Origin of the sequence: Nakamurella deserti (assembly GCF_003260015.1) — a bacterium.
Classification (GTDB): domain Bacteria; phylum Actinomycetota; class Actinomycetes; order Mycobacteriales; family Nakamurellaceae; genus Nakamurella; species Nakamurella deserti.
Map to the genome: position 1 here is coordinate 1,593,754 of NZ_QCXS01000002.1, position 26,663 is coordinate 1,620,416.

At 72.9% G+C, this 26,663-nt stretch carries 29 protein-coding genes; 11 read left to right on the plus strand and 18 right to left on the minus strand.

Features of this window, described 5'->3' with window-relative positions:
* Positions 1–8: 8 nt before the first annotated feature.
* Positions 9–260, minus strand: coding sequence for an SCO4848 family membrane protein (locus DB033_RS07225; protein WP_111766086.1), 252 nt, complete (start codon positions 258–260; stop codon positions 9–11).
* Between the two features lie 27 nt (positions 261–287).
* Positions 288–716, minus strand: a complete 429-nt coding sequence (locus DB033_RS07230) for a MarR family winged helix-turn-helix transcriptional regulator (protein ID WP_111766087.1) — start codon at positions 714–716, stop codon at positions 288–290.
* Between the two features lie 181 nt (positions 717–897).
* On the opposite strand from DB033_RS07230, the gene DB033_RS07235 reads away from it, so the two are divergent.
* On the plus strand, positions 898–2,700 hold the full coding sequence (locus tag DB033_RS07235; RefSeq protein WP_111766088.1) for an ABC transporter ATP-binding protein: 1,803 nt from the start codon (positions 898–900) through the stop codon (positions 2,698–2,700).
* A 123-nt stretch (positions 2,701–2,823) separates the two neighbouring features.
* Here DB033_RS07235 and DB033_RS07240 read toward each other — a convergent pair whose 3' ends face one another.
* Positions 2,824–3,633, minus strand: coding sequence for a VIT1/CCC1 transporter family protein (locus tag DB033_RS07240; protein WP_111766089.1), 810 nt, complete (start codon positions 3,631–3,633; stop codon positions 2,824–2,826).
* A 25-nt stretch (positions 3,634–3,658) separates the two neighbouring features.
* Entirely contained in the window at positions 3,659–4,246 is a 588-nt protein-coding gene (locus DB033_RS07245) for a winged helix-turn-helix domain-containing protein (RefSeq protein WP_111766090.1), read from the minus strand.
* Positions 4,247–4,313: 67 nt separating this feature from the next.
* Here DB033_RS07245 and DB033_RS07250 point away from each other — a divergent pair, with 67 nt between their 5' ends.
* The 3 genes from DB033_RS07250 (at position 4,314) to DB033_RS21650 (ending at position 6,456) form a co-directional block, all read left to right on the plus strand.
* A complete protein-coding gene (locus DB033_RS07250) occupies positions 4,314–5,579 on the plus strand; it encodes an MFS transporter (protein WP_111767312.1) in 1,266 nt (421 codons plus the stop codon).
* Positions 5,580–5,653: 74 nt separating this feature from the next.
* Positions 5,654–6,208: a maltokinase N-terminal cap-like domain-containing protein gene (locus DB033_RS07255; RefSeq protein WP_111766091.1), complete on the plus strand. Its 555-nt coding sequence runs from the start codon at positions 5,654–5,656 to the stop codon at positions 6,206–6,208.
* Positions 6,205–6,456 carry an Ada metal-binding domain-containing protein gene (locus tag DB033_RS21650; RefSeq protein ID WP_111766092.1) on the plus strand — a complete coding sequence of 84 codons (252 nt, stop codon included), beginning with the start codon at positions 6,205–6,207 and terminating at the stop codon, positions 6,454–6,456. The genes DB033_RS07255 and DB033_RS21650 overlap by 4 nt, the downstream gene beginning before the upstream one ends.
* Here DB033_RS21650 and DB033_RS07265 read toward each other — a convergent pair.
* The 3 genes from DB033_RS07265 to DB033_RS07275 are packed head-to-tail and all read right to left on the minus strand — an operon-like array spanning position 6,443 to position 9,902.
* On the minus strand, positions 6,443–7,300 hold the full coding sequence (locus DB033_RS07265; RefSeq protein ID WP_111766093.1) for a MaoC/PaaZ C-terminal domain-containing protein: 858 nt from the start codon (positions 7,298–7,300) through the stop codon (positions 6,443–6,445). The two genes, DB033_RS21650 and DB033_RS07265, sit on opposite strands and share 14 nt — an antisense overlap.
* Positions 7,300–8,619: a 3-oxoacyl-ACP reductase gene (locus tag DB033_RS07270; protein ID WP_111766094.1), complete on the minus strand. Its 1,320-nt coding sequence runs from the start codon at positions 8,617–8,619 to the stop codon at positions 7,300–7,302. The genes DB033_RS07265 and DB033_RS07270 overlap by 1 nt, the downstream gene beginning before the upstream one ends.
* Positions 8,616–9,902, minus strand: a complete 1,287-nt coding sequence (locus tag DB033_RS07275) for an acetyl-CoA C-acetyltransferase (protein WP_111767313.1) — start codon at positions 9,900–9,902, stop codon at positions 8,616–8,618. Before DB033_RS07275 ends, DB033_RS07270 begins: the two co-directional genes overlap by 4 nt.
* Before the next feature lie 55 nt (positions 9,903–9,957).
* Between DB033_RS07275 and DB033_RS07280 the strand changes: the two genes are divergently transcribed.
* The 4 genes from DB033_RS07280 to DB033_RS07295 all read left to right on the plus strand — a co-directional run bounded on the left by DB033_RS07280 (position 9,958) and on the right by DB033_RS07295 (position 13,858).
* Positions 9,958–10,641 carry a TetR family transcriptional regulator gene (locus DB033_RS07280; protein WP_111766095.1) on the plus strand — a complete coding sequence of 228 codons (684 nt, stop codon included), beginning with the start codon at positions 9,958–9,960 and terminating at the stop codon, positions 10,639–10,641.
* On the plus strand, positions 10,638–12,680 hold the full coding sequence (locus tag DB033_RS07285) for an acyl-CoA dehydrogenase family protein (RefSeq protein ID WP_111766096.1): 2,043 nt from the start codon (positions 10,638–10,640) through the stop codon (positions 12,678–12,680). The genes DB033_RS07280 and DB033_RS07285 overlap by 4 nt, the downstream gene beginning before the upstream one ends.
* Positions 12,681–12,811: 131 nt before the next feature.
* Positions 12,812–13,207 (plus strand): VOC family protein, encoded by a 396-nt coding sequence (locus DB033_RS07290; RefSeq protein WP_111766097.1) that lies wholly within the window; start codon positions 12,812–12,814, stop codon positions 13,205–13,207.
* A gap of 45 nt (positions 13,208–13,252) precedes the next feature.
* Positions 13,253–13,858: a hypothetical protein gene (locus DB033_RS07295; protein ID WP_111766098.1), complete on the plus strand. Its 606-nt coding sequence runs from the start codon at positions 13,253–13,255 to the stop codon at positions 13,856–13,858.
* Positions 13,859–14,312: 454 nt separating this feature from the next.
* On the opposite strand, the gene DB033_RS07300 is transcribed toward DB033_RS07295, so the two are convergent.
* From DB033_RS07300 to clpS, 8 genes are all read right to left on the minus strand, one after another.
* Positions 14,313–14,792, minus strand: coding sequence for a DUF5709 domain-containing protein (locus DB033_RS07300; RefSeq protein ID WP_157970559.1), 480 nt, complete (start codon positions 14,790–14,792; stop codon positions 14,313–14,315).
* An 84-nt stretch (positions 14,793–14,876) separates the two neighbouring features.
* Complete coding sequence (gene rdgB / locus DB033_RS07305) at positions 14,877–15,482, minus strand: RdgB/HAM1 family non-canonical purine NTP pyrophosphatase (protein WP_111766100.1); 606 nt, start codon at positions 15,480–15,482, stop codon at positions 14,877–14,879.
* Positions 15,479–16,264, minus strand: a complete 786-nt coding sequence (gene rph, locus DB033_RS07310) for a ribonuclease PH (protein WP_111766101.1) — start codon at positions 16,262–16,264, stop codon at positions 15,479–15,481. Before rph ends, rdgB begins: the two co-directional genes overlap by 4 nt.
* A 63-nt stretch (positions 16,265–16,327) precedes the next feature.
* The gene (locus tag DB033_RS07315) at positions 16,328–16,672 is read right to left on the minus strand and encodes a hypothetical protein (protein ID WP_111766102.1); all 345 of its coding nucleotides are present in this window, start codon (positions 16,670–16,672) and stop codon (positions 16,328–16,330) included.
* Positions 16,673–17,021: 349 nt separating this feature from the next.
* Positions 17,022–17,831: a glutamate racemase gene (gene murI, locus DB033_RS07320; RefSeq protein ID WP_111767314.1), complete on the minus strand. Its 810-nt coding sequence runs from the start codon at positions 17,829–17,831 to the stop codon at positions 17,022–17,024.
* 15 nt (positions 17,832–17,846) lie between these two features.
* Positions 17,847–18,503: a rhomboid family intramembrane serine protease gene (locus DB033_RS07325; RefSeq protein ID WP_111766103.1), complete on the minus strand. Its 657-nt coding sequence runs from the start codon at positions 18,501–18,503 to the stop codon at positions 17,847–17,849.
* An 88-nt stretch (positions 18,504–18,591) separates the two neighbouring features.
* Positions 18,592–19,137, minus strand: a complete 546-nt coding sequence (locus DB033_RS07330) for a DUF2017 domain-containing protein (RefSeq protein ID WP_111766104.1) — start codon at positions 19,135–19,137, stop codon at positions 18,592–18,594.
* 1 nt (position 19,138) lies between these two features.
* Positions 19,139–19,435: an ATP-dependent Clp protease adapter ClpS gene (clpS, locus tag DB033_RS07335; RefSeq protein ID WP_111766105.1), complete on the minus strand. Its 297-nt coding sequence runs from the start codon at positions 19,433–19,435 to the stop codon at positions 19,139–19,141.
* 76 nt (positions 19,436–19,511) lie between these two features.
* On the opposite strand from clpS, the gene DB033_RS07340 reads away from it, so the two are divergent.
* Together DB033_RS07340 and DB033_RS07345 are read left to right on the plus strand one after the other, a co-directional pair.
* On the plus strand, positions 19,512–20,813 hold the full coding sequence (locus DB033_RS07340; RefSeq protein ID WP_111766106.1) for a nicotinate phosphoribosyltransferase: 1,302 nt from the start codon (positions 19,512–19,514) through the stop codon (positions 20,811–20,813).
* A 10-nt stretch (positions 20,814–20,823) separates the two neighbouring features.
* A complete protein-coding gene (locus tag DB033_RS07345) occupies positions 20,824–21,411 on the plus strand; it encodes an isochorismatase family protein (RefSeq protein WP_111766107.1) in 588 nt (195 codons plus the stop codon).
* A gap of 20 nt (positions 21,412–21,431) precedes the next feature.
* Here DB033_RS07345 and DB033_RS07350 read toward each other — a convergent pair whose 3' ends face one another.
* From DB033_RS07350 to ctaD, 3 genes are all read right to left on the minus strand, one after another.
* Complete coding sequence (locus DB033_RS07350) at positions 21,432–22,232, minus strand: peptidyl-tRNA hydrolase (RefSeq protein ID WP_111766108.1); 801 nt, start codon at positions 22,230–22,232, stop codon at positions 21,432–21,434.
* Entirely contained in the window at positions 22,229–23,434 is a 1,206-nt protein-coding gene (serB, locus tag DB033_RS07355) for a phosphoserine phosphatase SerB (protein WP_111766109.1), read from the minus strand. Before serB ends, DB033_RS07350 begins: the two co-directional genes overlap by 4 nt.
* A 97-nt stretch (positions 23,435–23,531) precedes the next feature.
* A complete protein-coding gene (gene ctaD / locus DB033_RS07360; protein WP_240615779.1) occupies positions 23,532–25,277 on the minus strand; it encodes an aa3-type cytochrome oxidase subunit I in 1,746 nt (581 codons plus the stop codon).
* Positions 25,278–25,717: 440 nt separating this feature from the next.
* Between ctaD and DB033_RS07365 the strand changes: the two genes are divergently transcribed.
* Complete coding sequence (locus DB033_RS07365) at positions 25,718–26,659, plus strand: siderophore-interacting protein (RefSeq protein ID WP_111766111.1); 942 nt, start codon at positions 25,718–25,720, stop codon at positions 26,657–26,659.
* Positions 26,660–26,663 lie beyond the last annotated feature (4 nt).

Below are 26,663 nucleotides of genomic sequence, written 5' to 3' on the forward strand. Positions count from 1 at the left end.
GCCGACCGTCAGCGGGACAGCGGCTGCGGGTCCCGGCTCCGTGCGGCGAGGAATCCGCGCGCCCCGACCGCCAGGATCCCCAGACCGATCACGGTCGCGCTGACGATCAGCACCGCGTGCAGCCAGAGGAAGGCGGTCGGGGCCGACCCGTCGAACGCGCGGGGGTCGTTCCAGATCGCCACCGCGAAGCGGGGCCACACCACCACGTTGAACAGGCCCGCGAGGGCCAGGAACAGGGACAGTCTCCGGGTCAGCACCACCGGTCCAGTATGGCGCGGGCCGCCGGGTCAGCCCCGGAGCAGCCGCAGGATCCGGGCCAGCTCGTCGCGGTCGGCCGGCTCCAACACCCCGAAGAACTCCTCGGACTGGGCGTGCCGCTGTGCCCGCACCGCCGCCGCGACGTCGGCCCCGGCGTCGGTGAGCGACACCAGGGTGGCCCGCCGGTCGTGCGGGTCGGGGCTCCGGACGACCAGACCGCGGTCCTGCAGCTGGTCGACGACCTCGGTCGTGGACCGCGGCGCGATCCGGAGATGATCGGACAACCCGGACAGTCGCATGGGGCCACCGCGCGCCAGCACCGCCACCGCACGGGCGTGCGACGGCGAGATGTCGTACGGCGCCAGGCTCTCCCGACTGCCGTGACGCATCGCTCGGGCCACCGACCAGAACAGGTCGGGCAGCGTGTCACCACCGTGTTCGGGCGGGTCCGGGTCCATCGCGGGCACGGGAATACCGTAGCAGGGAATCATGTTGTAGCCTCATGTTGAGGTTACCTCAGCAGACGACCCGGAACCTTCTCCCCCCGCCTCCCCGCCGGGCGCCGCACCGCTGCGACGCCGCCCGCACGACGCTCCCGGACATCCGGCCGCCGTCCCGCCCTCCAGAATCGAGACCTCCTTGGACACCCCCGCCCCCTCCGAACGCCCCCGCCGCGGCGGCGGTCACACCGTCACCGCCGCCGAGAAGGCCCAGGCCCGCGACGTGTCGCTGCGCCGGGTCGGCCGGCTGTTCACTCCCTACCGGTGGCAGCTCGCCGTCGTCACCGCCCTCATCGTGGCCTCCTCCGTCGTCGCGATGGCCTCGCCGTTCCTGCTCCGGGCCACCATCGACGACGCCCTTCCGCACGGTGACGTCACGCTGCTGGTCTGGCTGGTCGCCGGCATGCTCGCCGTCGCCGCGGTCACCGCCGCGCTCGGCGTCGTCCAGACCTGGATCAGCACGCGCATCGGCCAGCAGGTCATGCACACGCTGCGGTCCGGCGTCTTCGCCCACCTCCAGCGCCAGTCACTGGCCTTCTTCACCCGGACCCGCACCGGCGAGGTGCAGTCCCGCATCACCAACGACATCGGCGGCATGCAGTCCGTCGTCACCTCCACGGCCACCTCGGTCGCGTCCAACCTGACCACCGCCGTCGCCACCGCCGTCGCGATGGCCGCACTGTCCTGGCGGCTGTCCCTGATCTCCCTCGTCGTGATGCCGCCGGCCGTGTTCCTGACCCGCAAAGTCGCGTCGATGCGCAGGGAGATCACCGCCCAGCGGCAGCGGGAACTCGCCGACCTCAACGTGACCATCGACGAGGGCCTGTCGATCAGCGGCATCCAGCTCAGCAAGACGATGGGCACCGCACCGGTGTTGATCGACCGCTTCACCGCCTCCTCCACCCGGCTGATCGACCTGGAGCTGCGCTCGGAACTGGCGGGCCGCTGGCGGATGGCGTCGATGAGCGTCATCTTCGCCGCCATCCCGGCGATCATCTACCTGATGGCCGGACTGCCGGTCACGTCCGGCGGCATGACCATCGGCACCCTGGTCGCCTTCACCGCCCTGCAGGCCGGTCTGTTCCGGCCGTTGATGGGGCTGCTCGGGGTGAGCGTGTCGATCACCAGCTCGCTGGCCCTGTTCGCCCGGATCTTCGAGTACCTCGACCTGCCGGTCGACATCGCCGACCCGGCCGACCCGGTCGCCGTCGATCCGGCGAAAGTCCGTGGCCACGTGCGGTTCTCCGATGTCACCTTCGCCTACCCGGGCAGCGAGACCGCCGCGATCGCGGGTGTCTCGATCGACGTCCCGGCCGGCACCACGCTGGCCCTGGTCGGAGAGACCGGTTCGGGCAAGAGCACTCTGGCGGCCCTGGTGGCCCGGCTCTACGACCCGACCGGGGGCGCCGTCACCATCGACGGGGTGGACCTGCGCGACCTGGCGCTCGCCGACCTCGCGGCGATCGTCGGCGTGGTGAACCAGGAGACCTACCTGCTGCACACCTCGGTGCGGGAGAACCTGCGCTACGCCCGGCCCGACGCGACCGACGCCGAGATCGAGGAGGCGGCCCGCGCCGCGCAGATCCACGATCTCATCACGACCCTGCCGGACGGCTACGACACCACCGTGGGATCCCGCGGTCACCGCTTCTCCGGTGGCGAGAAGCAGCGCATCGCGATCGCCCGGACGCTGCTGCGCAACCCGCGGGTGCTGGTGCTCGACGAGGCCACCAGCGCGTTGGACAACGAGACCGAGCGGCTGGTGCAGCAGGCCTTCGACACGCTGTCGGAGGGCCGCACCACGATCACCATCGCCCACCGGCTCTCCACCGTCCGCGACGCCGATCAGATCGCTGTGGTGGACCACGGCCGCGTCGTCGAGATCGGTTCACACGAGGCTCTCCTCGGCCGTGACGGCCGCTACGCCGCCCTGGCCGCCTGACCCGGGCGCCCCACCCCACCGCACCGCGCCGCACGCCCGGCGGCGCCTCCCGTTCCGCGGGACGGAGCCACCGGGTTCTGTACCTGGGGCGGGCACACCCCGGTGACCGGGGCGAGCGGCGGATCAGCCGACGGGAGTACCGATGAGCAGGCCGACGCCGTAGGTCACCGCGACCGCGAACCCACCGAGCGCGAGCTGGCGCACCCCGGACCGCAGCAGCGGCCGGCCGGTCAGCCGGCCGACCGCCGTGCCACCGGCAGTGAGCGCCACCGCGGTGATGACCATCGCCACGAGCAGGCTGGGGAACCCGAAGAGGTACGGGATCAGCGGCAGCAGCGCCCCGACCGAGAACGCCGCCAACGACGCACTTCCCGCCACGATCGGCGACGGCAGGTCCTGCGGGTCGACGCCGAGCTCGGTCTGGGTGTGCACCCGCAGCGCCGTGTCCGGGTCGGCCGACACGGCGGCCGCCATCCGCGCCGCGGTCTCCGGGTCGGCGCCGTAACCACGGAAGGTGTCGGCCAGCTCGGCCTGTTCGGCGGCCGGGAACTGTGCGTGCATCCGCCGTTCCACGGCCACCTCGGCCTGCACCAGCTCGTTCTGGTTCGTCACCGAGACGTACTCCCCGGTGCCCATCGAGAAGGCCCCGGCGACCAGCCCGGCCAGGCCGGTCAACACGATGGTGTGGGTCGACACCCCCACCCCGCCGACGCCGGCGATCAGCGCGGCGTTGGTCACCAGGCCGTCGACGGCGCCGAACACCGTCGGCCGCAACCAGCCGCCGGAGACGTCGCGGTGCCGGTGCGACCACCCCGCCGCGTGCGCCGCCTCGATGGTCGCCGGCTCCGCCGAGGTGGTGAGGCGCCGCGTGCGGTCGGCCGACCAGGCGCCGTCCTCGGGGTCGCCGGCCGGGGCGGGGATGTCAGCGGTCATGGCACCTGACTACCCGGTCGCGCGGTCAGGAGCCCTCCGCCGCGCCGACGTCCCGGGCGGGCTGCAGGATCTGCAGGAGCTGGTACGTCCGGGCGTCCGCACCGGCGGCGCGGCCGCGCCGCTGCCAGGTGGTGACCAGCGCGGTCAGCTCGGCCATGAACGCCGTGGCGTCCGCCCGCGTCAGCCGCAGGACGCTGTCGCTGATGACGGTCCGGCCCTCGGGGTCGTGCGACATCCCGTACGCCCGGTCGACCGCCTCATGGGCGGTCGCGGCAGCCTCACGGCGGAACACCCGGACGGCCGCGGCACCCCCGGGTGCGGCCGACAACTGCTCGATGTCCACGGTCAGGCCCTCGTCGTGAGTCGCCCGCCACACACGGTCGCGGCCGTCCCGGGCCTGTTCGGGCGCCTCGACGACCAGTCCGTACTTGGCCAGCTGACGCAGATGGAAGCTGGCCTGATTGGCGGGGATGCCGAGGAGACGGGCGATGTCGGCCGCCCGCGACGGGCCGGTGGCGCCCAGTTCGTCCAGCACCCGGACCCGGACGGGATGGGCGATGGCCCGCAGCACGCGGGGATCGTGGACGGACTCGGGCCGCTCGCGCTGGGTCACGGCGCCAGCCTAGAGGATCAGCACGCACTATTGCGCACTGACTATTGCGCAAGTTAGCGTGCGCATCATGAACCGCTTCCGGAGCCTCGCCCGCAACCACGACTTCACCGTCCTGTGGACCGCCCAGACGGCCAGCGAGCTGGGCAGCCGGATGAGCCTGTTCGTGTTCCCGCTGCTCGTGTACGCGATGACCGGGTCGGCGTGGCTGGCCGCTGCCGCGGAGGCGGCGCATCTGCTCGGGTACGTCGGAGCACTGCTGCCCGCGGGGGTGCTCGCCGACCGGGTCGACCGCCGACGTCTGATGTGCCGGGCGGCGGCCGCCGGCCTGCTCCTGCACGGGTCGCTGGTCGCGGCGGCGGCCGTGGGGGTCCTGACCGTCGGGCACCTGCTCGGAGTCGCCCTGCTCGGCGGGGCCGTGGCGGGCGCCTTCGGTCCCGCCGAGATGTCGGCGGTGCGCGCCGTGGTCCCCCGCGACGACCTGCCGACGGCGCTGGCCCAGCACCAGGCCCGGCAGCATCTCGCCGGCCTGATCGGCGGTCCCGTCGGCGGCGCCCTGTACAGCGTGAGCCGCTGGTTGCCGTTCGCCGTGGACACCGTCACCTACGCCGTGTCGCTGGTGCTGCTGCGCCGCATCCGCGCCGATCTCTCCGCCCCGCCGCGGACCGGACCGGCCCGGCGCCGGGGCCGGGACCTGCTCGACGGGTGGTCGGCGATCCGCCGGAGCCCTCTGCTCCGGGTCCTGATGGTCTGGTCGGCGTCGACGAACCTGGTGGTCAACGCGCTGTTCTTCGTGGCCGTGCTCCGGCTGCTCGCCGGCGGTGTCCCCGCGGTGCAGATCGGACTCGTCGAGGGCTTCGCCGGGGTGTGCGGCATCGTCGGCGCCGTCCTCGCGCCGGCTCTCGTCGAACGGGTGCCGACCGGGCGGTTGACCATCGCGGTGGCGTGGAGCGTGCTGCCGCTGGTGGTCCCGATGGCGCTGTGGAACCACCCCGTCGCCGTGGCGGTCGCGCTGGGGGCCACCGTCCTGCTGAATCCGGCCGGCAACGCGGGCATCTCGGCCTATCGCATGACGGTGACCCCGCCGGAGCTGCAGGGCCGGGTCCAGGCCACGTCGCAGTTCGTGTCGATGTCGATGATGCCGCTGGCGCCGGTCGTGGCCGGTGCGGCCCTGACCGGGCTCGGGGGTGCCGCGGCGGTGCTGCTCCTCGGTGGGGTGGCGGGTGCGGTCGCCCTGTTGCCCACGCTGAGCCCCACGGTCCGGTCGGTACCCCGACCGGCGGTGTGGCGCGAAGCGCCGGCGCCGGCCGGCCTGACCGTCGCCGCCGGCGGTTGACCGGGCACCCCGGACCGCCGTCCGCGCCTTCGGGGAGGACACTGTCGGGACGGCACGACCGAGGAGGACGACCCGTGGCGCAGATCTACCGGACCACCCTGACCCCGTCGAAGCTCGACCTGGCCGCCGGCTGGCTGGCCGGTCGGGCCTGGTACCGCGGATCCGGCGCGCCCGACCTCGTCAAGGCCGGCGGCTTCCGGCTGGACGATCCCGACGGCGAGGTCGGCTGCGAATTCATGGTCGTCCGGGACGCCGACGGCACCTGCTACCAGCTGCCGGTGACCTACCGCGGCGCTCCGGTGGACGGTGCCGACGAGGCCCTGGTCGGCACCACCGAGCACGGTGTGCTCGGACGTCGCTGGGTCTACGACGGCGCCGATGATCCGCTGCTGCTGACGGTGCTCGCCGGGTTCCTCAACGGGGAGGTGCCGGCCCAGGCGCAGAGCGAGTCGGACACCCTGGACCCGACCGTGCTGGCGGTGCTCTCCGGTGGGCCGGCCGTGCCCGCGGACCTGGACATCGTCCGGGTTCTCGTCGCCGGCGAGCTCCCGGCCGGCCGGGGCCACGTCAGCGGCACCTGGCACGACGGCACCACGACCGTGCGCGGCCCGATGGTGCTGGTCCGCTGAGCTACCTGCTGACCGGCCCGGCGGGCACCTACCGGTCGGAGGCCCCGGGGACGCTCGGCGGTCATCGGCGCGGCCGCCGGTACGGGCGGCTGGACTGCCCGGCGGCGCTGCGGGCGTTGCGCGGCGGCGGCTACGCGGCCGACCGGGTGTTCTTCGCCGACGAGGCGACGGCGGTCGCCGCCGGCTACCGGCCGTGCGCCGCCTGCCTGCCGGAGCGCTACCGGAGCTGGCGACTCACCCGGCCCTGACGGTGCCCACGAGGTGCAGGGTGCCGCTCCCCCGGTCGCTGACCGCGACGTCCCAACCGTCGTCCCTGGGGGCGGTCGCCAGCGCGACCGTCGACGGCAGGTACACCGGCTTGCGGAAGCCGACGTCGAACGAACCGGCGTCCGGCGTCCGCCCCTGCAGCGACGCCACCACCCGCGCGGCGGTGCCCATCCCGTGCGCGATGGCCCGGCGGAAACCGAACGCCCTGGCCGACACCGCCGTCAGGTGGATCGGGTTGACGTCTCCGCTGACCGCCGCGTACCGGCGGCCGGTGTCGGCCGGCAGTCGCCACACCGCGACAGTCCGTGTCGGGGCGACGGTGTCGGGTTCCGCCGCCGGCTCCGGTGTGCCCGCCGGGGCGGTGACGCCCCGGGCCAGGTACGTCGAGACCGACTCCCACACCGGCACCCCACCGACGGTGACCGCGGCGTGCAGATCGACCGCGGTGCCGCTCCGGTGGGCGGCGAGATCCGCTGCCCACACGGTGATGTCGAGCGTCTCGTCGGCCTTCAGCGGCCGGTGCCAGCCGATCCGGTTCCGCACGTGCACCAGGCCCGGCAGAGCCAGCGGGAAGTCCCGTCCGGTCATCAGCGCCGCCTGGAGCGGGAACGCCAGCAGGTGCGGGTAGGTCACCGGCAGGACGTCGTCGACCGGGAAGCCGCACAGCCGGGCGTAGTCGGCCAGCGCCGCCCGATCGACGGCGAGACCGTCGACGGCGACCCGTCTCCCGGGGAGCGGCCCGGGGCGGCGGCCGCGGGCGGTGAGCGCGGCGCGGACGAAGAGCGGACCCAGCCGCGGGGACGACGCCGCCGTGGTGGTCGTCATCAGGCGCCGATCAGGGACTGGCCGCAGACCCGGACGACCTGACCGTTGACGCCGGCCGAGCCCGGTTGGGCGAGCCAGGCGACGGTCTCGGCGACGTCCACCGGCAGGCCGCCCTGCTTGAGGGAGTTCAGCCGCGCCCCGATCTCACGGGTCCCGACCGGCATCCTCGCGGTCATCTCGGTGACGATGAACCCGGGGGCGACGGCGTTGACGGTCGCGCCGCGGGCGGCGAACTCCGGGGCCCATGCGCGCACCATCCCGATGATGCCGGCCTTGGACGCCGCGTAGTTGGTCTGGCCGCGGTTGCCCGCGATGCCGGACTGCGAGCTCACCGCCACGACCCGGCTGCCGGGCCGGAGGGTGTCGGTGTCAAGCAGGGCCTGCGTCAGGGTGAGCTGCGCCTGCAGGTTGACCGCGATCACCGCGTCCCAGCGGGCGGCGTCCATGGTGACGAGCAGCTTGTCCCGGGTGATGCCGGCGTTGTGCACGACGATGTCCACGCCGCCGTGCCGCGCCCGCAGATGGTCGGCCAACCGGACCCCGGCGTCGGCCGCGGTGATGTCCAGCTGCAGTGCGGTGCCTGCGATCTCGTTGGCGACGGCGGCGAGTGACTCCCCCGCGGCCGGCACGTCCACGGCGACCACCGTGGCCCCGTCACGGGCGAGGACCCGGGCGATCGCCGCGCCGATGCCGCGGGCCGCACCGGTGACCACGGCCACCCGGCCGGCCAGCGGATCGTCCGGGGCGGCGACGGGCGCCTCCGCCGCGGTCAGCGTCACCACCTGACCGTCCACGTAGGCCGAGCGCCCGGACAGGAAGAAGCGCAGCGGCCCGGGGACGGCGTCGTCGGCGCCGGACGGTACCAGGAGGAGGTTGGCCGTCGACCCGGCCCGCAGTTCCTTGGCCAGCGATCGCACCAGCCCCTCGACCGCCTGCCGTGCCGCCGCCACCACCGGCGACGCGGCCGTACCGGGCGGCTCGGCCAGCACGACGACACGACCGGACGGCGCCAGCCGCCTGACCGCGGGTGCCAGCGCGGTGCGCAGCGCAGCGAGATCAGCGGGCCCGGCCAGTCCGGTGGCGTCGACCACCACCGCTGCCACCCGACCGTCGGCGCCGGCGATCTCGACCCCGGACAGCGATCGGGCGAGCACCGGACCGAGGCGTCCCGACCCGGCGGAGACCAGCAGCACGGCGCCGGGCGACAGCGGGTCACCCGGGGAGTACCGGCGCAGCACGGCCGGCCGGGGCAGTCCGGTCCGCCGTGCGACGGCCGCACCGAGAGCGGAGTTGACCAGGTCGCGGTACCGGTCGCTCACGGTCGGCTCTCCAGGATCGCGACGACACCCTGGCCGCCGGCGGCGCAGATGGAGATGAGTCCGCGTCGGCCCGGCCCGGCCCGGTGCAACGTCTTCGCCAGCGTCGCCACGATGCGGGCGCCGGTGGCCGCGAACGGATGTCCGGCGGCCAGCGACGAGCCGTGCACGTTGAGCTTCGCACGGTCGATCCCGCCGAGTGCGGCGTCGAGTCCGAGGTGGGTCCGGCAGTACTCCGGGTCCGCCCACGCGTGCAGGGTGGCCAGCACGGTGGACGCGAACGCCTCGTGGATCTCGTAGAAGTCGAAGTCCCGCAACGTCAACCCGTGGCGCGCCAACAGCACCGGAACCGCCCGCACCGGTGCCATCAGCAGCCCCTCGTCGCCGTGGACGTGGTCCACGGCCGCGGTCTGCGCGTCGACGAGGTGCGCCAGCACCGGCAGTCGGTGCGCGGCGGCCCATTCGTCGGACCCGAGCAGCACCGCGGCGGCGCCGTCGGTGAGCGGTGTGGAGTTGCCGGCGGTCATGGTGGCACCCTCACCGCGGCCGAAGACCGGCCGCAGCGCCGCGAGCCTGTCGAGACTGGTGTCGGGGCGCAGGTTCTGGTCGCGGACGAGGCCGAGATAGGGCGTCACCAGGTCGTCGAAGAAGCCGCTGTCCCAGGCGGCGGCGAGGTTGTGGTGAGAGGCCACGGTCAACGCGTCCTGCTCCGCACGGCCGATGCCGAGTTCCCGCGCGGTGATCGCCGCGTGCTCGCCCATCGACAGCCCGGTGCGGCGCTCGGCCGTTCTCGGCAGGTCCGGCACGAGTTGCCCGGGCCGTATCCCGGCCAGCGCCCGCACCTTGCGCTGCCAGGTCCGGGCGCTGCTGAGGTCGATCAGCACGCGGCGCAGGTCGTCGTTCAGCGCCACCGGGGCGTCGGAGGTGGTGTCCACGCCACCGGCGATCCCGGAGTCGATCTGGCCGAGCGCGATCTTGTTGGCCACCAGCACCGCCGCCTCGAGGCCGGTCCCGCAGGCCTGCTGGACGTCGTAGGCGGGCGTGGTCGGGTCCAGACGCGAGCCCAGGACGCTCTCCCGGGTCAGGTTGAAGTCCCGTGCGTGCTTGAGGACCGCTCCGGCGACGACCTCCCCCATCCGCTTCCCCTGCAGCCCGAAGCGGGCGACCAGACCGTCCAGGGTCGCGGTCAGCATGTCCTGGTTGGACGCCCGGCGGTAGGCGCCGTGCGCGCGGGCGAAGGGGATGCGGTTCCCCCCGATGATGGCGGCTCTGCGGGTCATCGACATCTCCAGACAGCGGGTGATCGGTGCGGTACCCAACGTATCAGGTACCGTTTTTCACATGAACGTCGTCGAGGTCGAACCCGTCGCCGCGGTCCCGCGCGACCGGCGGGACTCCCGCTGGGACGAGCACCGCCGGCGGCGCCGCGAGGAGCTCGTGGACGCCACCCTGGCCGCGGTCGCCCGGCACGGCGCCGACGTGGGCATGGACGAGATCGCCGCCGCGGCGGGCACCAGCAAGACCGTGGTGTACCGGCACTTCGCCGACCGGGCCGAGTTGTACCTCGCGGTCAGCCGGCGGGTCGCCGACGACCTGGTGCCCCGGTTGCGGCGGGCCGTGGCCGACACCGCGGGCCCTCGCGAGATGATGGCCGCCGCCGTCGACACCTACCTGGCGTTCGTGGAGGCCGATCCCGAGCTGTACCGCTTCGTCGTGCACGGCGTCCCGTCCGGCCGGATCGGCCGGTCCGGCCCGACCTCGGAGACCGACCCCATCGGCAGCCTGTCCGACGCGGTGGGCCACCAGGTGGCCGCCCTCATCGGCACCGCCCTGCGGCGGGCGGGCCGCGGCACCGACGCCGCCGAACCCTGGGGCCATGCCCTGGTGGGGCTGGTCCGGTCGACCGCCGACTGGTGGCTGCGCACCGGCCGCCCCCTCCCCCGCGCCACCCTCACCGCCCAGCTCACCGACCTGGCCTGGTCGGGCCTGGGCGGCGTCATCCCCACCCTCGAGGAGCATCCGTGACCAGCATCCTGCCGTCCCCCGTCGACGTCGCCGGCCTGCAGCAGGTGCTGGACGGCCGCTGGGCCGCACTCCGCCGCGAGACCCGGGAGTTGTTGCGCGACGAGCGGTTCCGCCCCGTGTACGGGGAGACGATGGCCGAGGCGCGGGAGCGCACGACCCGGCTGACCCGCGCGCTGGCGGCCACCGGACGCACCGGGCTGGGCTTCCCGGTGGCCCACGGCGGCGCCGACGACGCCGGCGGTTCGGTGGTGATGGTCGAGATGCTCGCCTTCGCCGACCTGTCGCTGATGGTCAAGGCGGGCGTGCAGTGGGGCCTCTTCGGCGGTGCCGTGCAGTTGCTCGGCACCGAGCGCCACCACGCCGCCCACCTCCGGGACATCGCGAGCTTCGAGCTGCCCGGCTGCTTCGCCATGACCGAGACCGGCCACGGCTCGGACGTCCAGCAGCTGCGCACCACCTGCACCTACGACCCGGAGACCGGCACGTTCGACCTGCACACACCGCACGAGGCGGCCCGCAAGGACTACATCGGCAACGCCGCCCGGGACGGTCGGATGGCCGTCGTCTTCGCGCAGTTGATCACCGGGGGGAAGCGGCGCGGGGTGCACGCCTGGCTGGTGCCGATCCGCCGTCCCGACGGCACTCCGTGCGACGGCGTCACCATCGGCGACGACGGCCCCAAGGCGGGCCTGCTCGGGGTCGACAACGGCCGGCTGTCGTTCGACCACGTCACCGTGCCGCGCGAGATGCTGCTGGACCGGTTCGGTCAGGTGGCCGCCGACGGCAGCTACACGAGCGCGATCGAGAACGAGACCCGCCGGTTCTTCACCATGCTCGGCACCCTGGTGCGCGGGCGTGTCAGCGTCGGCGGGTCGGCGTCGTCGGCGGCCAAGGTCGCCCTCGACATCGCCGTGCGCTACGGCGACGTCCGCCGGCAGTTCACCGCTCCCGGCCGTGAGCGGGAGGTCGTGCTCAACGACTACCTCGCCCACCAGCGCGTCCTGCTCCCGGCGGTCGCGACGTCCTATGCGCTGCACTTCGCGCAGGAGGAGCTGGTCGGGCGGATGCACGATCTGCACACCGCCGTCCACGTCGACGGCACCGACGTCCCCGAGCCCGAGCAGCGCGCCCTGGAGTCCCGCGCGGCGGGGCTCAAGGCCGTCCAGACCTGGCACGCCACCCGGACCGTCCAGCAGTGCCGGGAGGCGTGTGGCGGGGCCGGTTACCTCGCCGAGAACCGGCTGCCGGGGCTGCGTGCCGACATCGACGTGTTCACCACCTTCGAGGGCGACAACACGGTGCTCCTGCAGCTCGTCGCCAAGGGCCTGCTCACCGGCTACAGGGACGCCTTCGGCTCGCTGGACAACTGGGGCAAGGTCGGGCACGTCGCCGAGCAGGTGCGCGACACGGTGCTCGAGCGCACCGCCGCGCGCAGCCTGATCCAGCGTCTGGTCGATGCGGTGCCCAGCCGGGACGACGACGTGCCGCTGCTGTCCCGCGGCTGGCAGCTGAAGATGTTCGCTGACCGGGAGAAGCATCTGCTCGACAGCGTCGTCCGGCGGCTGCGCAGGCGCGGGGCCGGCACCGACCCGTTCGACACGCTCAACGACGTGCAGGACCACCTGCTGCACGTCGCGCGGGCGCACATCGACCGGCTCGTGCTGGAGGCGTTCACCGCGGGCGTCGACCGCACCACGGACCCGGCGATCCGGGCCCTGCTGGACTCCGTGTGCTCGCTGTACGCCCTGAGCGTCCTGGAAACCGATCGTGCCTGGCTGCTGGAACACGACCGGATCACGCCCTCCCGGTCGAAGGCCCTGACGACCACGGTCAACGGCCTGCTCAAGACGCTGCGGCCGCATCTGGTCACCCTGGTCGACGGGTTCGCCGTGCTGCCCGAGTGGCGCGGTGCCCGGATCCTCGACGAGGAGCCGCGACGGCAGGAGGTCACCGAGGCGCACGATCGCGGCATCCGGGGGAACACCGCCGGCGACACCGCACGCACCGCGACGGATCTGATGATGGCGCCGGCTCAGTAGCGTGATCCGCACCGCACGTCGGTGCGAACGGCCCGCGCGGCGCCCGCGGATCTGCTGCAGTGGATGGACACACCGCCGGTGCGCAGGACGCGCCGGCCCCGCACCCCGTCCGTCCCGAGAGGTACCCCGCCATGGACATGAAGCTCGAACTGGTCCCGGTCCCGGTTCACGACGTCGACCGTTCCCGGGACTTCTACGTCCACGCCCTGGGCTTCGCGGTCGACGTCGACGTCGCTCCGGCGCCCGGCGTCCGAGTCGTGCAGCTCACGCCGCCGGGCTCGGCGTGTTCGCTGTTGCTGTCCACCGGGCTGCCGCAGCTGAAGGGCATGACCCCGGGCACCGTCAAGGGCCTGCACCTGGTGGTGGACGACATCGAGGCGACCCGGGGTGAGCTGCGCGGGCGCGGTGTCGCCGTCGGGGCCATCGACGACGCCGGCGGCGGCGTGCGGTACGCCGCGGTCGTGGACCCGGACGGCAACACGATGGTCCTGCAGGAGCTGGCCTGGCGGGCCGGCGCCACTCCCTGACGCCGGAGCCGCGTACCGGGGGGCGCATCTGGGGATAACCACCGCATGCGTCTCCCGACCCCCGCCGACCTGCTGCGGTTGCCGACCACCGCCGCCTCCGCCATCGAGACGGCTCTCGCGCTCGTCCCGCAGATGGCCGTGCTGGTCCGGGATCTCGACGCCCTGGTCCGGGAGGCCCGGACGGTGATCGCCGAGGCGGCCGCCACCCGGCAACTCGCCCAGTCGATCGCCGCCGAGGCGCAGGAGACGCTGACCGCCGCCCGCCGGGTCGTCGACCGTGCGGTCGTCACGGAGGCCGCCGCCGCCGCCGCGGTCGCCGAGGTGACGACCCTGACGGCGCGGGCCGAGACGCTGCTGCGGCGCTACGAACCGGCCCTGGAGACCCTCGCCCCGCTGGCGGAGCGGGTGGCCGACGGGGTCGGTCCGGCCGAGGCCGACGCCCTCGTCGACGTCGTGCAGCAGGTCCCCGCGCTGGTGGACACGATCACCGACCAGGTGCTGCCGGTGCTGGACTCGCTCGAGACGGTCGCCCCGGACCTCCGGGAGGTCCGCGACGTGTCCGAGGGTCTCGAGGAGATGCTCGGCGCGGTGCCCGGACTCGGCCGGGTCAAGAAGCGCGTCGACGCGCAGAAACGCCGCCGTACGACCTGAGCCATCCCGGAACGCGACAGAAGCCGGCACCCGAGGGTGCCGGCCTCCGTCGTGCCCGGTCCGATGACCGTCGGCGCCGGCACTGAGCCGTTCTCACTGCGGACCGGGCGGTGACACACGGGCCGCCGGTCTCGACCGGTCAGTGCTGATCAGCATCAGCCGGTGCCGGTCGGCGCCGGTCCGGAACGCGGCGCCGGTCGGGCCGGTCAGGACCGACCGGCACCGATGGGGACGGTCGATGTCAATCACCGGTCAGTGGAAGGTCATCCACGGCGCGCGATCAGAACCGCTGGACGCGGGTCAGGCCTCGCGACGCCCATCGGTGCCGCTCGGCGCTCCGCAGGACCGGTCGGCGCCACACAGGACCCGTCGGCGCCACGCAGGACCGGTCGGCGCCTGGTGATCCGTCGGCGCCGACCGCGGACCGTCGCTACCGGTCCCGATCGTGGCGCTGTCAGTACCGGTCGGTGCCCTCCGGGTCGAAGACGTGCATCGCCGCCTCCTCCGCGGTGGCCCCGCCACCGGCGATGCCGTCGTCCTCGGCGATCATCGCCTTCTCGGTGTCGGTGAAGCCGTCGTCCCCGATGTCCACGAGCCGCCCCGCCCGCTCGTCGCCGACCTCCAGGGCCTCGACCTCCTGCTGGTCCTGGCGCTCGGCCAGCACGTCCACATCGGGCTCCTCGGCGGCGAGCAGCTCGTCGAGACTGAGCCCCTCGGCCTCCTCCGCCTCGGTGGGCACCTTGGTCTTGGGCTCGTAGTCGGGCGGGCTGTATCCCTGGTCGAGCACCTGGTCCTGGGTCATGTCGTAGACCGGGTCACCCTCGACGGACTGCTCGAAGGAGTCCTCGCCGCCGTCATTGGAACTCAGTTCGGGGTTGGTGCCGTCGAGCGTCCCGACCTCGAAGCTCTCGTTGGCGTCCGCTGATTCACTCACGGTGTCGTTGCTCCTCTCGTGCCGACTGCCGGTCACGGCAGCCGGACGTTCTCTCTCGTGCGGTCTGGCAGGTACCCGTGCCGTCTACCCGGCAACCCCCAGCGCCTTCCGGAGCACCGGCAGCATCAGCGCGGTGGCCCGCCCGCGGTGGGACAGCGCGTCCTTCTCGGGCGGCGCCAGCTCGGCGCTGGACCGCCCGTCGGCGTCGTCCGGCGCGAACACCGGGTCGTAGCCGAACCCGTTGCCGCCGCGCGGTTCCCGCAGCACCCGGCCGTGCCACTCGCCGCGGACCAGGTGGTGTTCCCCGCCCGGGACGGCCAGTGCCAGCGCGCACACGAACGCGCCACCGCGCCGGTCGTCGGGAACGTCCCGCAGCTGCGCGAGCAGCAGTGCGGTGTTGGCCGGATCGTCGCCGTGCACTCCGGACCAGCGCGCCGACAGCACGCCGGGCATCCCGTTGAGCGCGTCGACGCAGAAGCCGGAATCGTCGGCGAGGGCGATCTCACCGGTCTCGCGGGCGGCCTGCAGGGCCTTGTCGAGCGCGTTCTCCTCGAACGTCGCACCGGTCTCGGGCTCCTCCGGGAACGCGCGGACGTCGTCCAGGCCCAGCACCGTGACCGAGGCGCCGAGGATGCGCTGCAGTTCGGCGAGCTTCTTGGCGTTGCGGGTGGCCAGCAGGACACGGCTCATCGGCGCTTCTTCTCGGGGAGCGGCTTCGGATACGGGGTGGCGAGGGCCTCCCGCTGCCGGGTGGTGAGCTCCTCGACGCCGGCGAGCGCGACGTCGATCATGGCGTTCATCGTGCTGCGTGAGAACGTGGCGCCCTCACCGGTGCCCTGCACCTCGACGATGGTGCCGGCGTCGGTCGCGACGACGTTCATGTCGACCTCGGCGCGGGAGTCCTCCTCGTAGGGCAGATCCAGCCGGACCCGACCGCCGACCACCCCCACCGAGATCGCCGCGACCTGGCAGGACAGCGGCTGCGGGTCGGCGAGCGCACCGGACGCGCCCAGCCAGGTGACCGCGTCGGCAAGCGCCACGTACGCGCCGGTGATGGCCGCGGTGCGGGTGCCGCCGTCGGCCTGCAGGACGTCACAGTCGATCGCGATGGTGTTCTCGCCCAGCGCGGCCAGGTCGATGCAGGCGCGCAGCGAGCGGCCGACCAGCCGGCTGATCTCCTGGGTGCGGCCACCGACGCGGCCCTTGACCGACTCCCGGTCGTTGCGGTCGTGGGTGGACGACGGGAGCATCGCGTACTCCGCGGTCAGCCACCCCAGGCCGCTGCCCTTGCGCCAGCGCGGGACGCCCTGGGTCACCGACGCCGCGCACAGCACCTTGGTGCCACCGAACTCGACGAGGACCGAGCCGGCCGGATGCAGCTGGAAGCCGCGGGTGAAGGTGACCGGGCGGAGCTGGTCGTCGGCGCGGCCGTCCAGCCGGGCGACGACGGGTGGGTTCTCGATGGCAGGCATGACTGGCGACGTTACTAGGCCGCAGCGGCCGGGCGGGGCGACCCGGCGCCCCGCCCGGTGCGGTCAACGGGTGCAGCGTCCCGTCCCGCGGACCTCGAACGAGGTGCCGGTGCCGGTGCCGGTGACGGTGTACGACACGTCCGACTGCGCCGAGTTGAGGTAGCCCGCGGCGACCAGGGTGGCCATGTCCGGCGCGAAGCCGCCCCCGGGTTGCTGCGTCTCGTACGCCAGCGCGGCCATCCGGACCGTCTCCACGCCGGCGCGGCAGGCGACGTCGACCGCATCGGCGGCGAGCGGCGACATGGTGACGATCGCCAGCGCACCGACGCCCCCCAGGACGGTGACGACGGCGGTCAGTTCGAGGGTGCTGGCACCGTCGTCGTGGTCCCGTCCGGGTCGGCGGTTCACCGCCGTGCCTCGTCCCGGAGGACGTCCGGTGCGACGACGGGCGCGCTGCCGTTCGGGGTCGCGCACCCCCGAACGGAGGCATGGATGCAGCGCAGGGTCACGGTCATCGGGTGATCGTAGCCGGATGTCCGAATTGTGCACGCATCTGCCACCCTTCCGGCCCAGCCTGCCGCGTGAGTGTCACCGTCGGTGACGAACAGAACGGCGACCGGACGGACGGTGATCGGGACGGCGACCTGCGGAGCAGGGATCGACCGCCGGCCGCGACGCCGCGACGCTGCGCCGTGGCGGCGGACCCGGACGGCTCACCGGCGGTGGATCCGGTGTCGAGCGGTCCGGCCGGCCCGGCCTATCGGGCCGCGACCGCGCTGAGCCGGGCCACGGCACCCATCTCGGGGCCGAGGAACCGGCGTCCGAGCCGGGTGAACGGCTCCGGGTCGCCGGTGGCGAGGAACTCGTGCGGCTGGGCGGGCGTGTCCCCCGGGGCCAGCAGATCGCGCTGGGTCAGGAGCCGGTAGACGTCCAGCGAAGTCTCCTCGGCGCTGTTCACCAGCGTCACCGACTCGCCCATCACCAGGCTGAGCACCCCCGTCAGCAGTGGGTAGTGCGTGCAGCCGAGCACCAGGGTGTCGATGTCTCGGTGCTGCAGCGGCGCCAGGTACGACTCGGCGAGACCGAGGATCTGCCGCCCGGAGGTCACGCCGCGCTCGACGAAATCCACGAACGACGGGCAGGCCGCAGGGTGCACGGTGACGTGTGAGGCGACGGAGAAGGCGTCCTGGTAGGCGTGCGAGTTGATGGTGGCCGACGTCCCGATGACCGCGACCTGACCGGTCCGGGACGCGGCAATGGCACGGCGGACCGCCGGCCGGATGACCTCGACGACGGGCACGTCGTACCGCTCGCGGACGTCGGCCAGGCTGGCCGCGGACGCGGTGTTGCACGCGATCACCAGCATCTTCACGCCGCTGTCCACCAGCCGGTCGGCCACGGCGAGGGCGTGCCGGCGGACCTCGGCGAGCGGCAGCGGTCCGTAGGGTCCGTTGGCGGTGTCACCGACGTAGCGGATCTGCTCGCCCGGCAGCTGGTCGATGATCGCGCGGGCGACGGTCAGCCCGCCCATCCCGGAGTCGAAGACGCCGATCGGTGCGGTACTCACGCCCGCCACGCTACGTCAGGCGGTCAGCGCAGGCGTCTTCCGGCGGGGCCCGTCGGCCTTGGCGGCGAGGAACGCGGCCAGCACGCCGCCCAGGGCACCGAACAGGTGCGCCTGCCAGGAGATGCCGTTGGCCCCGGGGAGGACGCCCCAGAAGATGCCGCCCCAGAGAGCCAGCAGCACGAGACCGACCAGGATCTGGCCCAGGTTGCGGGTGAACACCCCACGGACGACGAGGTAGGCGAGCCACCCGAAGACGATGCCGCTCGCCCCGACGACGGTGGTGCCCGACGCCGCGGTCAGCCACACCCCGATGCCGCTGACCAGCCAGACCAGGACGGTGACGGCGATGAACTGCCTGGCTCCGTTGACCATCAGCAGGAAGCCGAAGATCATCAGCGGCACCGCGTTGGCCAGCAGGTGCGACCAACTGCCGTGGACGAACGGCGCCGTGAGGATACCGAGCAGACCGTCCACCCGGCGGGGGTCGATCCCGGTGTGCTGGACGACGTTCAACGCCGGGACCGAGTTGACGATCTGCACCACGACCATCACCGCGACGAGCACCCCGGGCACGATCGCGGCCTGCTGCCAGCGGGCCGGCACCAGGGTGTTGCGGCTCTTCGGGACCACCGTGGTCCGCGGATTCGGGGAGGGCGTCACCGGGAAGGTCATGCTCTCCAGGCTACCGACGGGGTGGCCGCCCACATCGGGGTGAACCCTGAACCGACCCCGGCCCGACCGCGCCGGCCCGCCCCCCCGGTCAGTGCATCAACGCGACGACGAGCGAGTCCTGCAGCGCCGACAGCCAGCGGTACACGTTGTACATCGCCGCGCCGGTTCCGTGCAGGTCGGGCCGGTCCAGGTCCGGCTCCGCCTCGTCGTCGGTGATGTCCAGCCGGACGCCGAGCGCCAGCCGGACGTCGTTGAGCGACGTGAGCCACGCCTGCGCCGTGTCCTCCGAGAGCCGGACCGTGCCGCCGCCGTGCGGCAGGGAGTCCAGGAGCGCGACGGCGGCGCGGTCCTTGGCGGTGATCAGCTCCGGCTCGTACAGCACCCGCAGACCCGCCGCCAGCTCGTCGTCCTCGCGGTGGAAGGCGGGCAGCAACCGGCCCAGCGCCGGGTCGGCCGGCGCGGTCGACGGTGCGGTCTGGATGCCGGTGATGGCGTCCAACGGATCCGAGGGCGCCTCCGCGCGGCGTTGCGCCAGCAACTGCCGGACCTGGTCGACGACGTCGGCCAGCACCTGCACCTCGGCGGGTTCCAGCGTGACGACGAGCTTGCCGCGGCGGCGGCGGAATCCCGGCACGTCAGGAGTCCTGCTGCAGCGTCGCCCACAGACCCGCGCCCTGCAGCTTGGCCACGTCGGCCTCCATCTGCTCACGGGAGCCACTGCTGACGGCGGCGCGGCCGAGGTGGTGCACGTCCGACATCAGCTTCTCGGCCTTGTCCTTGGGGTGTCCCAGCAGCTTCATGAACACGTAGGTGACGTAGGACATCAGGTTGACCGGGTCGTTCCAGACGATGGTCACCCAGGGCAGTTGCGCGGCGGTGACCTCGTCCGTCTGCTGGATCACCTCGGTCGTCGGTGCGGTCACGGCGTCCATTGTTCCACTCCCGCCCGACCCCGCCGCCTCCCGCGAGGCGATCGGGCGGCCGTCGGGTCGCTACAGTGCTGGACCTATGACGCCCTCCGCACTGTCGCCGCGGTCGACCGCGCTGATGACGGACCATTATGAACTGACCATGCTGCAGGCCGCGCTGCGGGACGGTACCGCCGAGCGCACCTGCAGTTTCGAGGCGTTCACCCGCCGGCTGCCCGACGGGCGCCGCTACGGCGTGGTCGCGGGGATCGGCCGACTGGTCGACGCGATCGCGCAGTTCCGGTTCGGCGACGCGGAGCTGGAACGGCTGCGGGGTGTGCTCGACGAGCCGACCCTGGACTACCTGGCCGGCTACCGCTTCGACGGCGACATCGACGCCTACCCCGAGGGTGAGCTGTTCTTCCCGGGTTCGCCGATCCTCACCGTCCGCGGCACCTTCGCCGCCGCCGGCATCCTCGAGACGCTCGTCCTGTCGATCCTGAACTACGACTGCGCGGTGGCCTCGGCCGCGGCCCGGATGGTCAGCGCGGCCGAGGGCCGGCCGCTGATCGAGATGGGCGGCCGGCGCACCCACGAGGAGTCGGCCGTGGCCGCCGCCCGCGCCGCCTACCTCGCCGGCTTCACCGCCACGTCCAACCTCGAGGCGGGACGCCGTCACGGCATCCCGACCGGCGGCACCGCGGCGCATTCGTTCACCCTGCTGCACGACACCGAGGCGGCCGCGTTCCGGGCGCAGGTGGACGCGCTGGGCGTGGGCACGACCCTGCTCGTGGACACCTACGACATCACGCAGGGCATCGCCACCGCGATCGAGGTCGCCGGCACCGGGCTGGGGGCGGTCCGCATCGACTCCGGGGACCTGGGGGTACTCACCCGCTCGGCCCGCCGTCAGCTGGATTCGCTGGGCGCCACCGCCACGAAGATCGTCCTGTCGGGCGACCTCGACGAGTACGCGATCGCCGCGCTGCGCGCGGAGCCGGTCGACACCTACGGCGTGGGCACCTCGGTGGTCACCGGTTCGGGGGCACCGACGGCCAGCATGGTCTACAAGCTGGTCGAGGTGGACGGCCGGCCGGTCGCCAAGCGGAGCGAGAACAAGCGCTCCTACGGCGGCCGCAAGGCCGCGCTCCGGCGGTACAAGTCCACCGGTACCGCCCTGGAGGAGGTCGTCTACCTCGCCGACGGTGAGCCGCCGGCGGCCGAGGAGTTCGACCGGCACCTGCCCCGGCCGTTGCTGCGCGGCGGCGTCCCCGTCGACGGGCTGCCCACCCTGGAGGAGTCGCGTCGGGCGCTGGCCGACGGCCTGGTCTCACTCCCCTGGGCGGGCCTGAAGCTCTCCCGCGGCGAGCCCGCGATCCCGACCCTCAACCTGATCCCCTGACAGGACACCGATGACGCAGACCTACCTCCCGTCCACCGCGCTCGTGGTGGTGGACATGCAGCACGACTTCGCCGACCCCGACGGCAGCCTGTACGTCCGGGGCGGCGAACAGCTCCTGGACGGCGTGAACGCCGAGATCGCCGCGGCGCAGGCCGCGGGCGCCACGGTGGTCTACACCCAGGACTGGCACCCCGAGAGCACCCCGCACTTCGCCAAGGACGGCGGGCTGTGGCCCGTGCACTGCGTGATCGGCAGCCACGGCGCCGCACTGCTGGACGGTCTGGACGTCGTGGGTGAGGTCGTCCGCAAGGGTGACGGACCGGAGGACGGCTACTCGGGGTTCACGGTGCTGCACCTGCCCACCGGCACCAACCGCGGTACGAAGCTGTCGACCATCCTGGACGAGAACGGCGTGATGTCCGTCGTCGTCGTGGGGCTGGCCGGTGACTGGTGCGTCAAGGAGACGGCCATCGACGGCGTCAAGCTCGGTTACGACGTGACGGTGCCGCTCGAGCTGACCCGCTTCGTCGAGCTGCAGCCCGGTGACGGTGACCGCGCGGTCGAGGCGATGCGCGAGTCCGGGGTGACGCTGGTCTGAGCCGGCCGCCGGGGGTGTCGCTACAGCCCGGTGGCGTCGGCGATCACGGTGACGGTGCCGGGGTCGATCTCGGTGAACCCGGCGTCGCGGACCGCGACCCGGCGGTGTTCCCAGGCGTGGGCGTCGCCGGCAAGGATGTGCTCCGCCGACCAGGCCCGCTCGGTCAGCAGCGCGACCGTGGTCGGCAGGCCCGCCGCCCACCAGCGTTGCAGCGCGCCGCCGTCGGTCGCGGACAGCAGGGCGGCCGTGATCATCCCGGCGTGCCCGGTCTGGGCCATCAATTTGCCGGCCGTCATGGGGATGTGCGCGGGCAGTTGCAGCAGCAGGACGCCCGCGGGCGCCACCGGACGGTCGCCGGCCCTCAGGTCCACCGGCAGATCGGTGCCGCCCACCTGGAGTTTGCCGACCCGTTTGTCGAGATCGGTGACCGGACCGGGAAGCAGCGCCCGCACCTCGGCGTCACGACGGGTGACGGTCGTGCCGGGCAGGTCCTGCACCGCCTGCCACTGGCCGGCCCGCGCGCGCCGGGTGACCTTGCGGATGTGCGCCCGCACGTACCCGGCGACGGGGTCGTGCCAGGCGCCACCCGGGGCCGCCCGCTCGTCCAGGCAGATGGCGGTGGCCGCGGTGCATGCCGCGGCCAGCGCCGACGACCAGGACGGCGCCTGCTCACGCTCCAGCCGCAGGATCAGCTGCATCGCCCGGACGTCCTCGGCGGCCTCGTCCCGGTCGTCGAGCACCTCGTCGTCGCGCAGGCTCATCCAGTGGGCGTGCCGCTCCGCCAGCGGGGCCAGCACGGCGCCGAAGGCCTCGGGGGTCATCCGATCGGCACCCGGCGAAGCGTGCCGTCGGCGGCGTCGGCGGCTTCGACCTCGGCCCGGGTGATGCCGAGGATGAACAGCACCGGGTCCAGGAACGGCTGGTTGAGGGTGGTGTCGGCGAACTCTGCGACGATCGGCTTGGCGTTGAAGGCGATCCCCAGCCCGGCGGCGGTGAGCATGTCGATGTCGTTGGCCCCGTCGCCGACCGCGACCGTCTGGTTCATCGGCACCCCGGACTCGAGAGCGAAGCGGGCGAGCGCACGCGCCTTTCCCTGCCGGTCGACGACGTCCCCGACGACCCGTCCGGTCAGGCGGCCACCCTCCACCTCGAGGGTGTTGGCGGCCACGAAATCCAGCGACAGATCGTCGACGAGGTGGCGGGCGACCTGGGTGAACCCGCCCGAGACGATGCCGCAGCGGTAGCCCAGACGCTTCAGCGTCCGGATGGTGGTGCGCGCACCCGGGGTGAGCTCCAGCGACCGGCCGACCTCGTCGAGGACCGCGGCGTCGAGCCCGGCGAGCATCGCGACCCGTCGGTGCAGCGACTGGGCGAAGTCGAGTTCGCCGCGCATGGCCGCCTCGGTGATCCGCTCGACCTCGGCCCGCCGTCCGGTGTGGTCGGCGAGGATCTCGATGACCTCGCCGGTGATCAACGTCGAGTCGACGTCGAACACGATGAGCCGCTTGGAGCGGCGGGCGATCCCGGCGCGCTGGACGGCGATGTCGACCCCGGCGGCGGCGCCGACCTCGGCGACGGCCTGCCGGAGCAGTTCGTCCCCGGCCGCCGACACCAGCAGTTCCAGCCCCGTCACCGGGTAGTCGGCCACCCGCTTGATCGTCTCGATGTTGACCCCGAGCTCGCCCAGCCGGCCCGCCAGCAGCGCGACCGCGGTGGCCTGCAGCGGGCGGCCCATCACGACCAGCACGTGGGTGCCCGCGGAGCGGGGCTCGTCGACCCCGACGTCGAGTCGGACGGTGACCGCCATGTCGACGGCGGCCATCGCGGCCTGCACGTCCTCCTGCAGGCGCACGCCGGAGCCGTCCACGGAGACCAGCACGCCGAGGGTGAGCTGGCCCCGCACGACGACCTGCTCGACGTCGAGGACGTCGACGCGGTGGGCGCCGAGGACGGCGAAGAGGGCCCCGGTGACGCCCGGGTGGTCGCTGCCGGTGACCGTCATCAGCACGGCGTTCTGCGCCATGCGCACTCCTTCGGGTGGGGCCGGCCACCCTGCCACGCGCAGGGTCCGGACATGCCGAGTCCCGCTGCCGGATCGGCAGCGGGACTCGGGGATCAGCTCAGGACTTCGGTTCGTCGGGGATCTTGAGGTGGTCGCTGGACTCCGCGGCCTCGAGTCCCTTCCAGTCACGGCTCGGGTGGGCCTCCGAGCGCATCCGCTCGATCATGTGCGGGTGGTGCAGCTCGAACGCGGGGCGCTCGGACCGGATGCGCGGCAGCGTGAGGAAGTTGTGCCGCGGCGGCGGGGAGCTGGTGGCCCACTCCAGCGAGTTGCCGTAACCCCACGGGTCGTCGGCGTGGGTGATCTCGCCGTGGCGGAACGACTTGGCGACGTTCCAGATGAACGGCAACGTCGAGGCCCCGAGGATGAAGGCGCCCACCGTGGAGAACGTGTTCATGAACGTGAAGCCGTCGCTCTCCACGTAGTCGGCGTACCGGCGCGGCATACCGACGTTGCCCAGCCAGTGCTGGATGAGGAAGGTGGCGTGGAAGCCGACGAAGGTCAGCCAGAAGTGCCACTTGCCGAGGCCCTCGTCGAGGAAGCGACCGGTCATCTTCGGGAACCAGAAGTAGATCCCGCCGAAGGTGGCGAACACGATGACGCCGAACAGCACGTAGTGGAAGTGCGCGACCACGAAGTAGGAGTCCGACACGTGGAAGTCCAGGGCGGGCGCGGCCAGGATGATGCCGGTCAGGCCGCCGAAGAGGAACGTCACCAGGAAGCCCGCGACGAACAGCATCGGCGTCTCGAAGGTGAGCTGGCCCTTCCACATGGTGCCGATCCAGTTGAAGAACTTCAGCCCGGTCGGCACCGCGATGAGGAAGGTCATCAGCGAGAAGAACGGCAGCAGCACCGAACCGGTGGCGAACATGTGGTGAGCCCACACCGCGACCGACAGGGCGGCGATGGAGATGGTCGCGAACACCAGGCCGCGGTAGCCGAAGATCGGCTTGCGGGCGAAGACCGGGATGATCTCGGAGACGATGCCGAAGAACGGCAGCGCCAGGATGTACACCTCGGGGTGCCCGAAGAACCAGAACAGGTGCTGGAAGAGGATCGCACCGCCGTTGGCGGGGTCGAACACGTGGGAGCCGAAGTGCCGGTCGGCGGCGAGGCCGAACAGGGCCGCGGTCAGCACCGGGAAGGCGATCAGGACCAGCAGCGAGGTGACCAGGATCGTCCAGGTGAAGACGGGCATCCGCCACATCGTCATGCCGGGGGCACGCAGGCAGATGATCGTGGTGATCATGTTGACCGCGCCGAGGATGGTGCCGAGACCGCCGACGGCCAGGCCCATGATCCACAGGTCGCCACCGACGCCGGGCGAGTGCTCGACGCTGGAGAGCGGGGTGTAGGCGGTCCAGCCGAACGCCGCGGCGCCACCCGGCGTGAAGAAGCCGGACATCGCGATCAGCGCGCCGAACAGGAACAGCCAGTACGAGAAGGCGTTCAGGCGCGGGAAGGCGACGTCGGGGGCACCGATCTGCAGCGGCATCACGAAGTTCGCGAAACCGAACACGATGGGCGTCGCGTAGAACAGCAGCATCACCGTGCCGTGCATGGTGAACAGCTGGTTGTACTGGTCGGTCGACAGGAACTGCAGGCCCGGCCGGGCGAGCTCGGCGCGCATGAGCAGCGCGAGGACGCCACCGATCATGAAGAAGACCATGCAGGTCGTGATGTACATCAGACCGAGGGTCTTGTGGTCGGTCGTCTGCAGCAGGCTGAGGAACTTGGTCCCTCGGGACGGCCGATGGACGGGGATCGGCCTGCTCACCACGGGGCGAGGAGCGACGGCGGTCACTGAACTGTTCCTCCAGCTGATCGGCGCACTGACGTCCCGGGTGCCCCGGAATGCCATGAGCTTAGTCCGATCACGCCCCCGACACCTGTCGGGCTGACCCGATATCGGCGTCGGGTACGGCGGTGATGCGAACCGAGGACCAATCTACGCCGCGTAGAGCCGGGCGCGGGCACCGCCCGGCCCGCGCGCCGCCGGCCGACTCCCCCGCCGGGAGGTCGTCAGCTCCACCGTGGACCCCCGACCTGTGGCGATGCTGTGGACCGCGTCCGAACGCGCTGGACGGCCGCCGCCGGATGCGCCGCCGGACGTGGCCCTGCTCACGCCCACCCGCCCTGGAGAGCTTAGGCAACCCTCAGTTAGGGTTGCCTCAGCAGTGCACTCCGGCCGGTCGTCCGACGCCGGAACGCGGTCCCGCCCGGCGGGCAGAACGGAAGCGACAGATGAGCGCCCCCACTCTCGTCACCCCGTACCACCTGGTCTCCTCGACGGTCGCCCGCATCGTCGACCTCGGCCGCGGCTTCCGCCGCTTCACCTTCACCGGCCCGGCCGTGCACCGGCTCGCCAGCGGCGGGTACGACCAGCGCGTCAAGCTCATCCTGCCGCTCCCCGATCGCGGCTTCGCGGATCTGCCCACGGGCGGCGACTGGTACCTGCAGTGGCGTGCGCTGCCCGACGAGTGCCGCAATCCCGTCCGCACCTACACCGTGCGGGCCCTGCGTCCCGAGGCCGCCGAGGTCGACATCGACATCGCCCTGCACGGACGCACGGGCCCGGCGTCCCGGTGGGCCACCGACGCGGTCGTCGGCGACGAGCTCTACATCTGCGGTCCCAACGCCGAACACGGCGGGCCCTACGGCGGTGTGGACTTCCTGCCGCCGGCGCACACCGACCAGTTCCTGCTCGCGGGCGACCCGACCGCCGTCCCGGCCATCGCCGCCATCCTGGAGTCGCTGCCCCCGCACGCCCGGGGGGTGGCGGTCCTGGAGGTCGAGCACGCCTCGGACGGCAACGCGCTCGGACGCGTGCCCGACGGCGTGCAGGTCCGGCTGGTGGTCCGCGAGCCCGGACGGCACGGCTCGCGGTTGATCCCCGCGGTCGAGGTCGCGGCGGCCGAGCTGTGCGGCACGGGAAGCTGCCACGACACCCCGCCCAGCACCGACCTCGAGGACGTCGACGTGGACGCCGGTCTGCTGTGGGAGGCGCCGCGCAACGACGAGGACGGCCCGGCGCGCGACCGCACCCGCCTGTACGCCTGGCTCGCCGGCGAGGCCGCGGTGATCAAGTCGCTGCGCCGTCACCTGGTCAGCGAGCGCGGCATCGACCGGAAGTCGGTGGCCTTCATGGGGTACTGGCGTCAGGGTCGCGCCGAGGACGGCCGCTGACCTC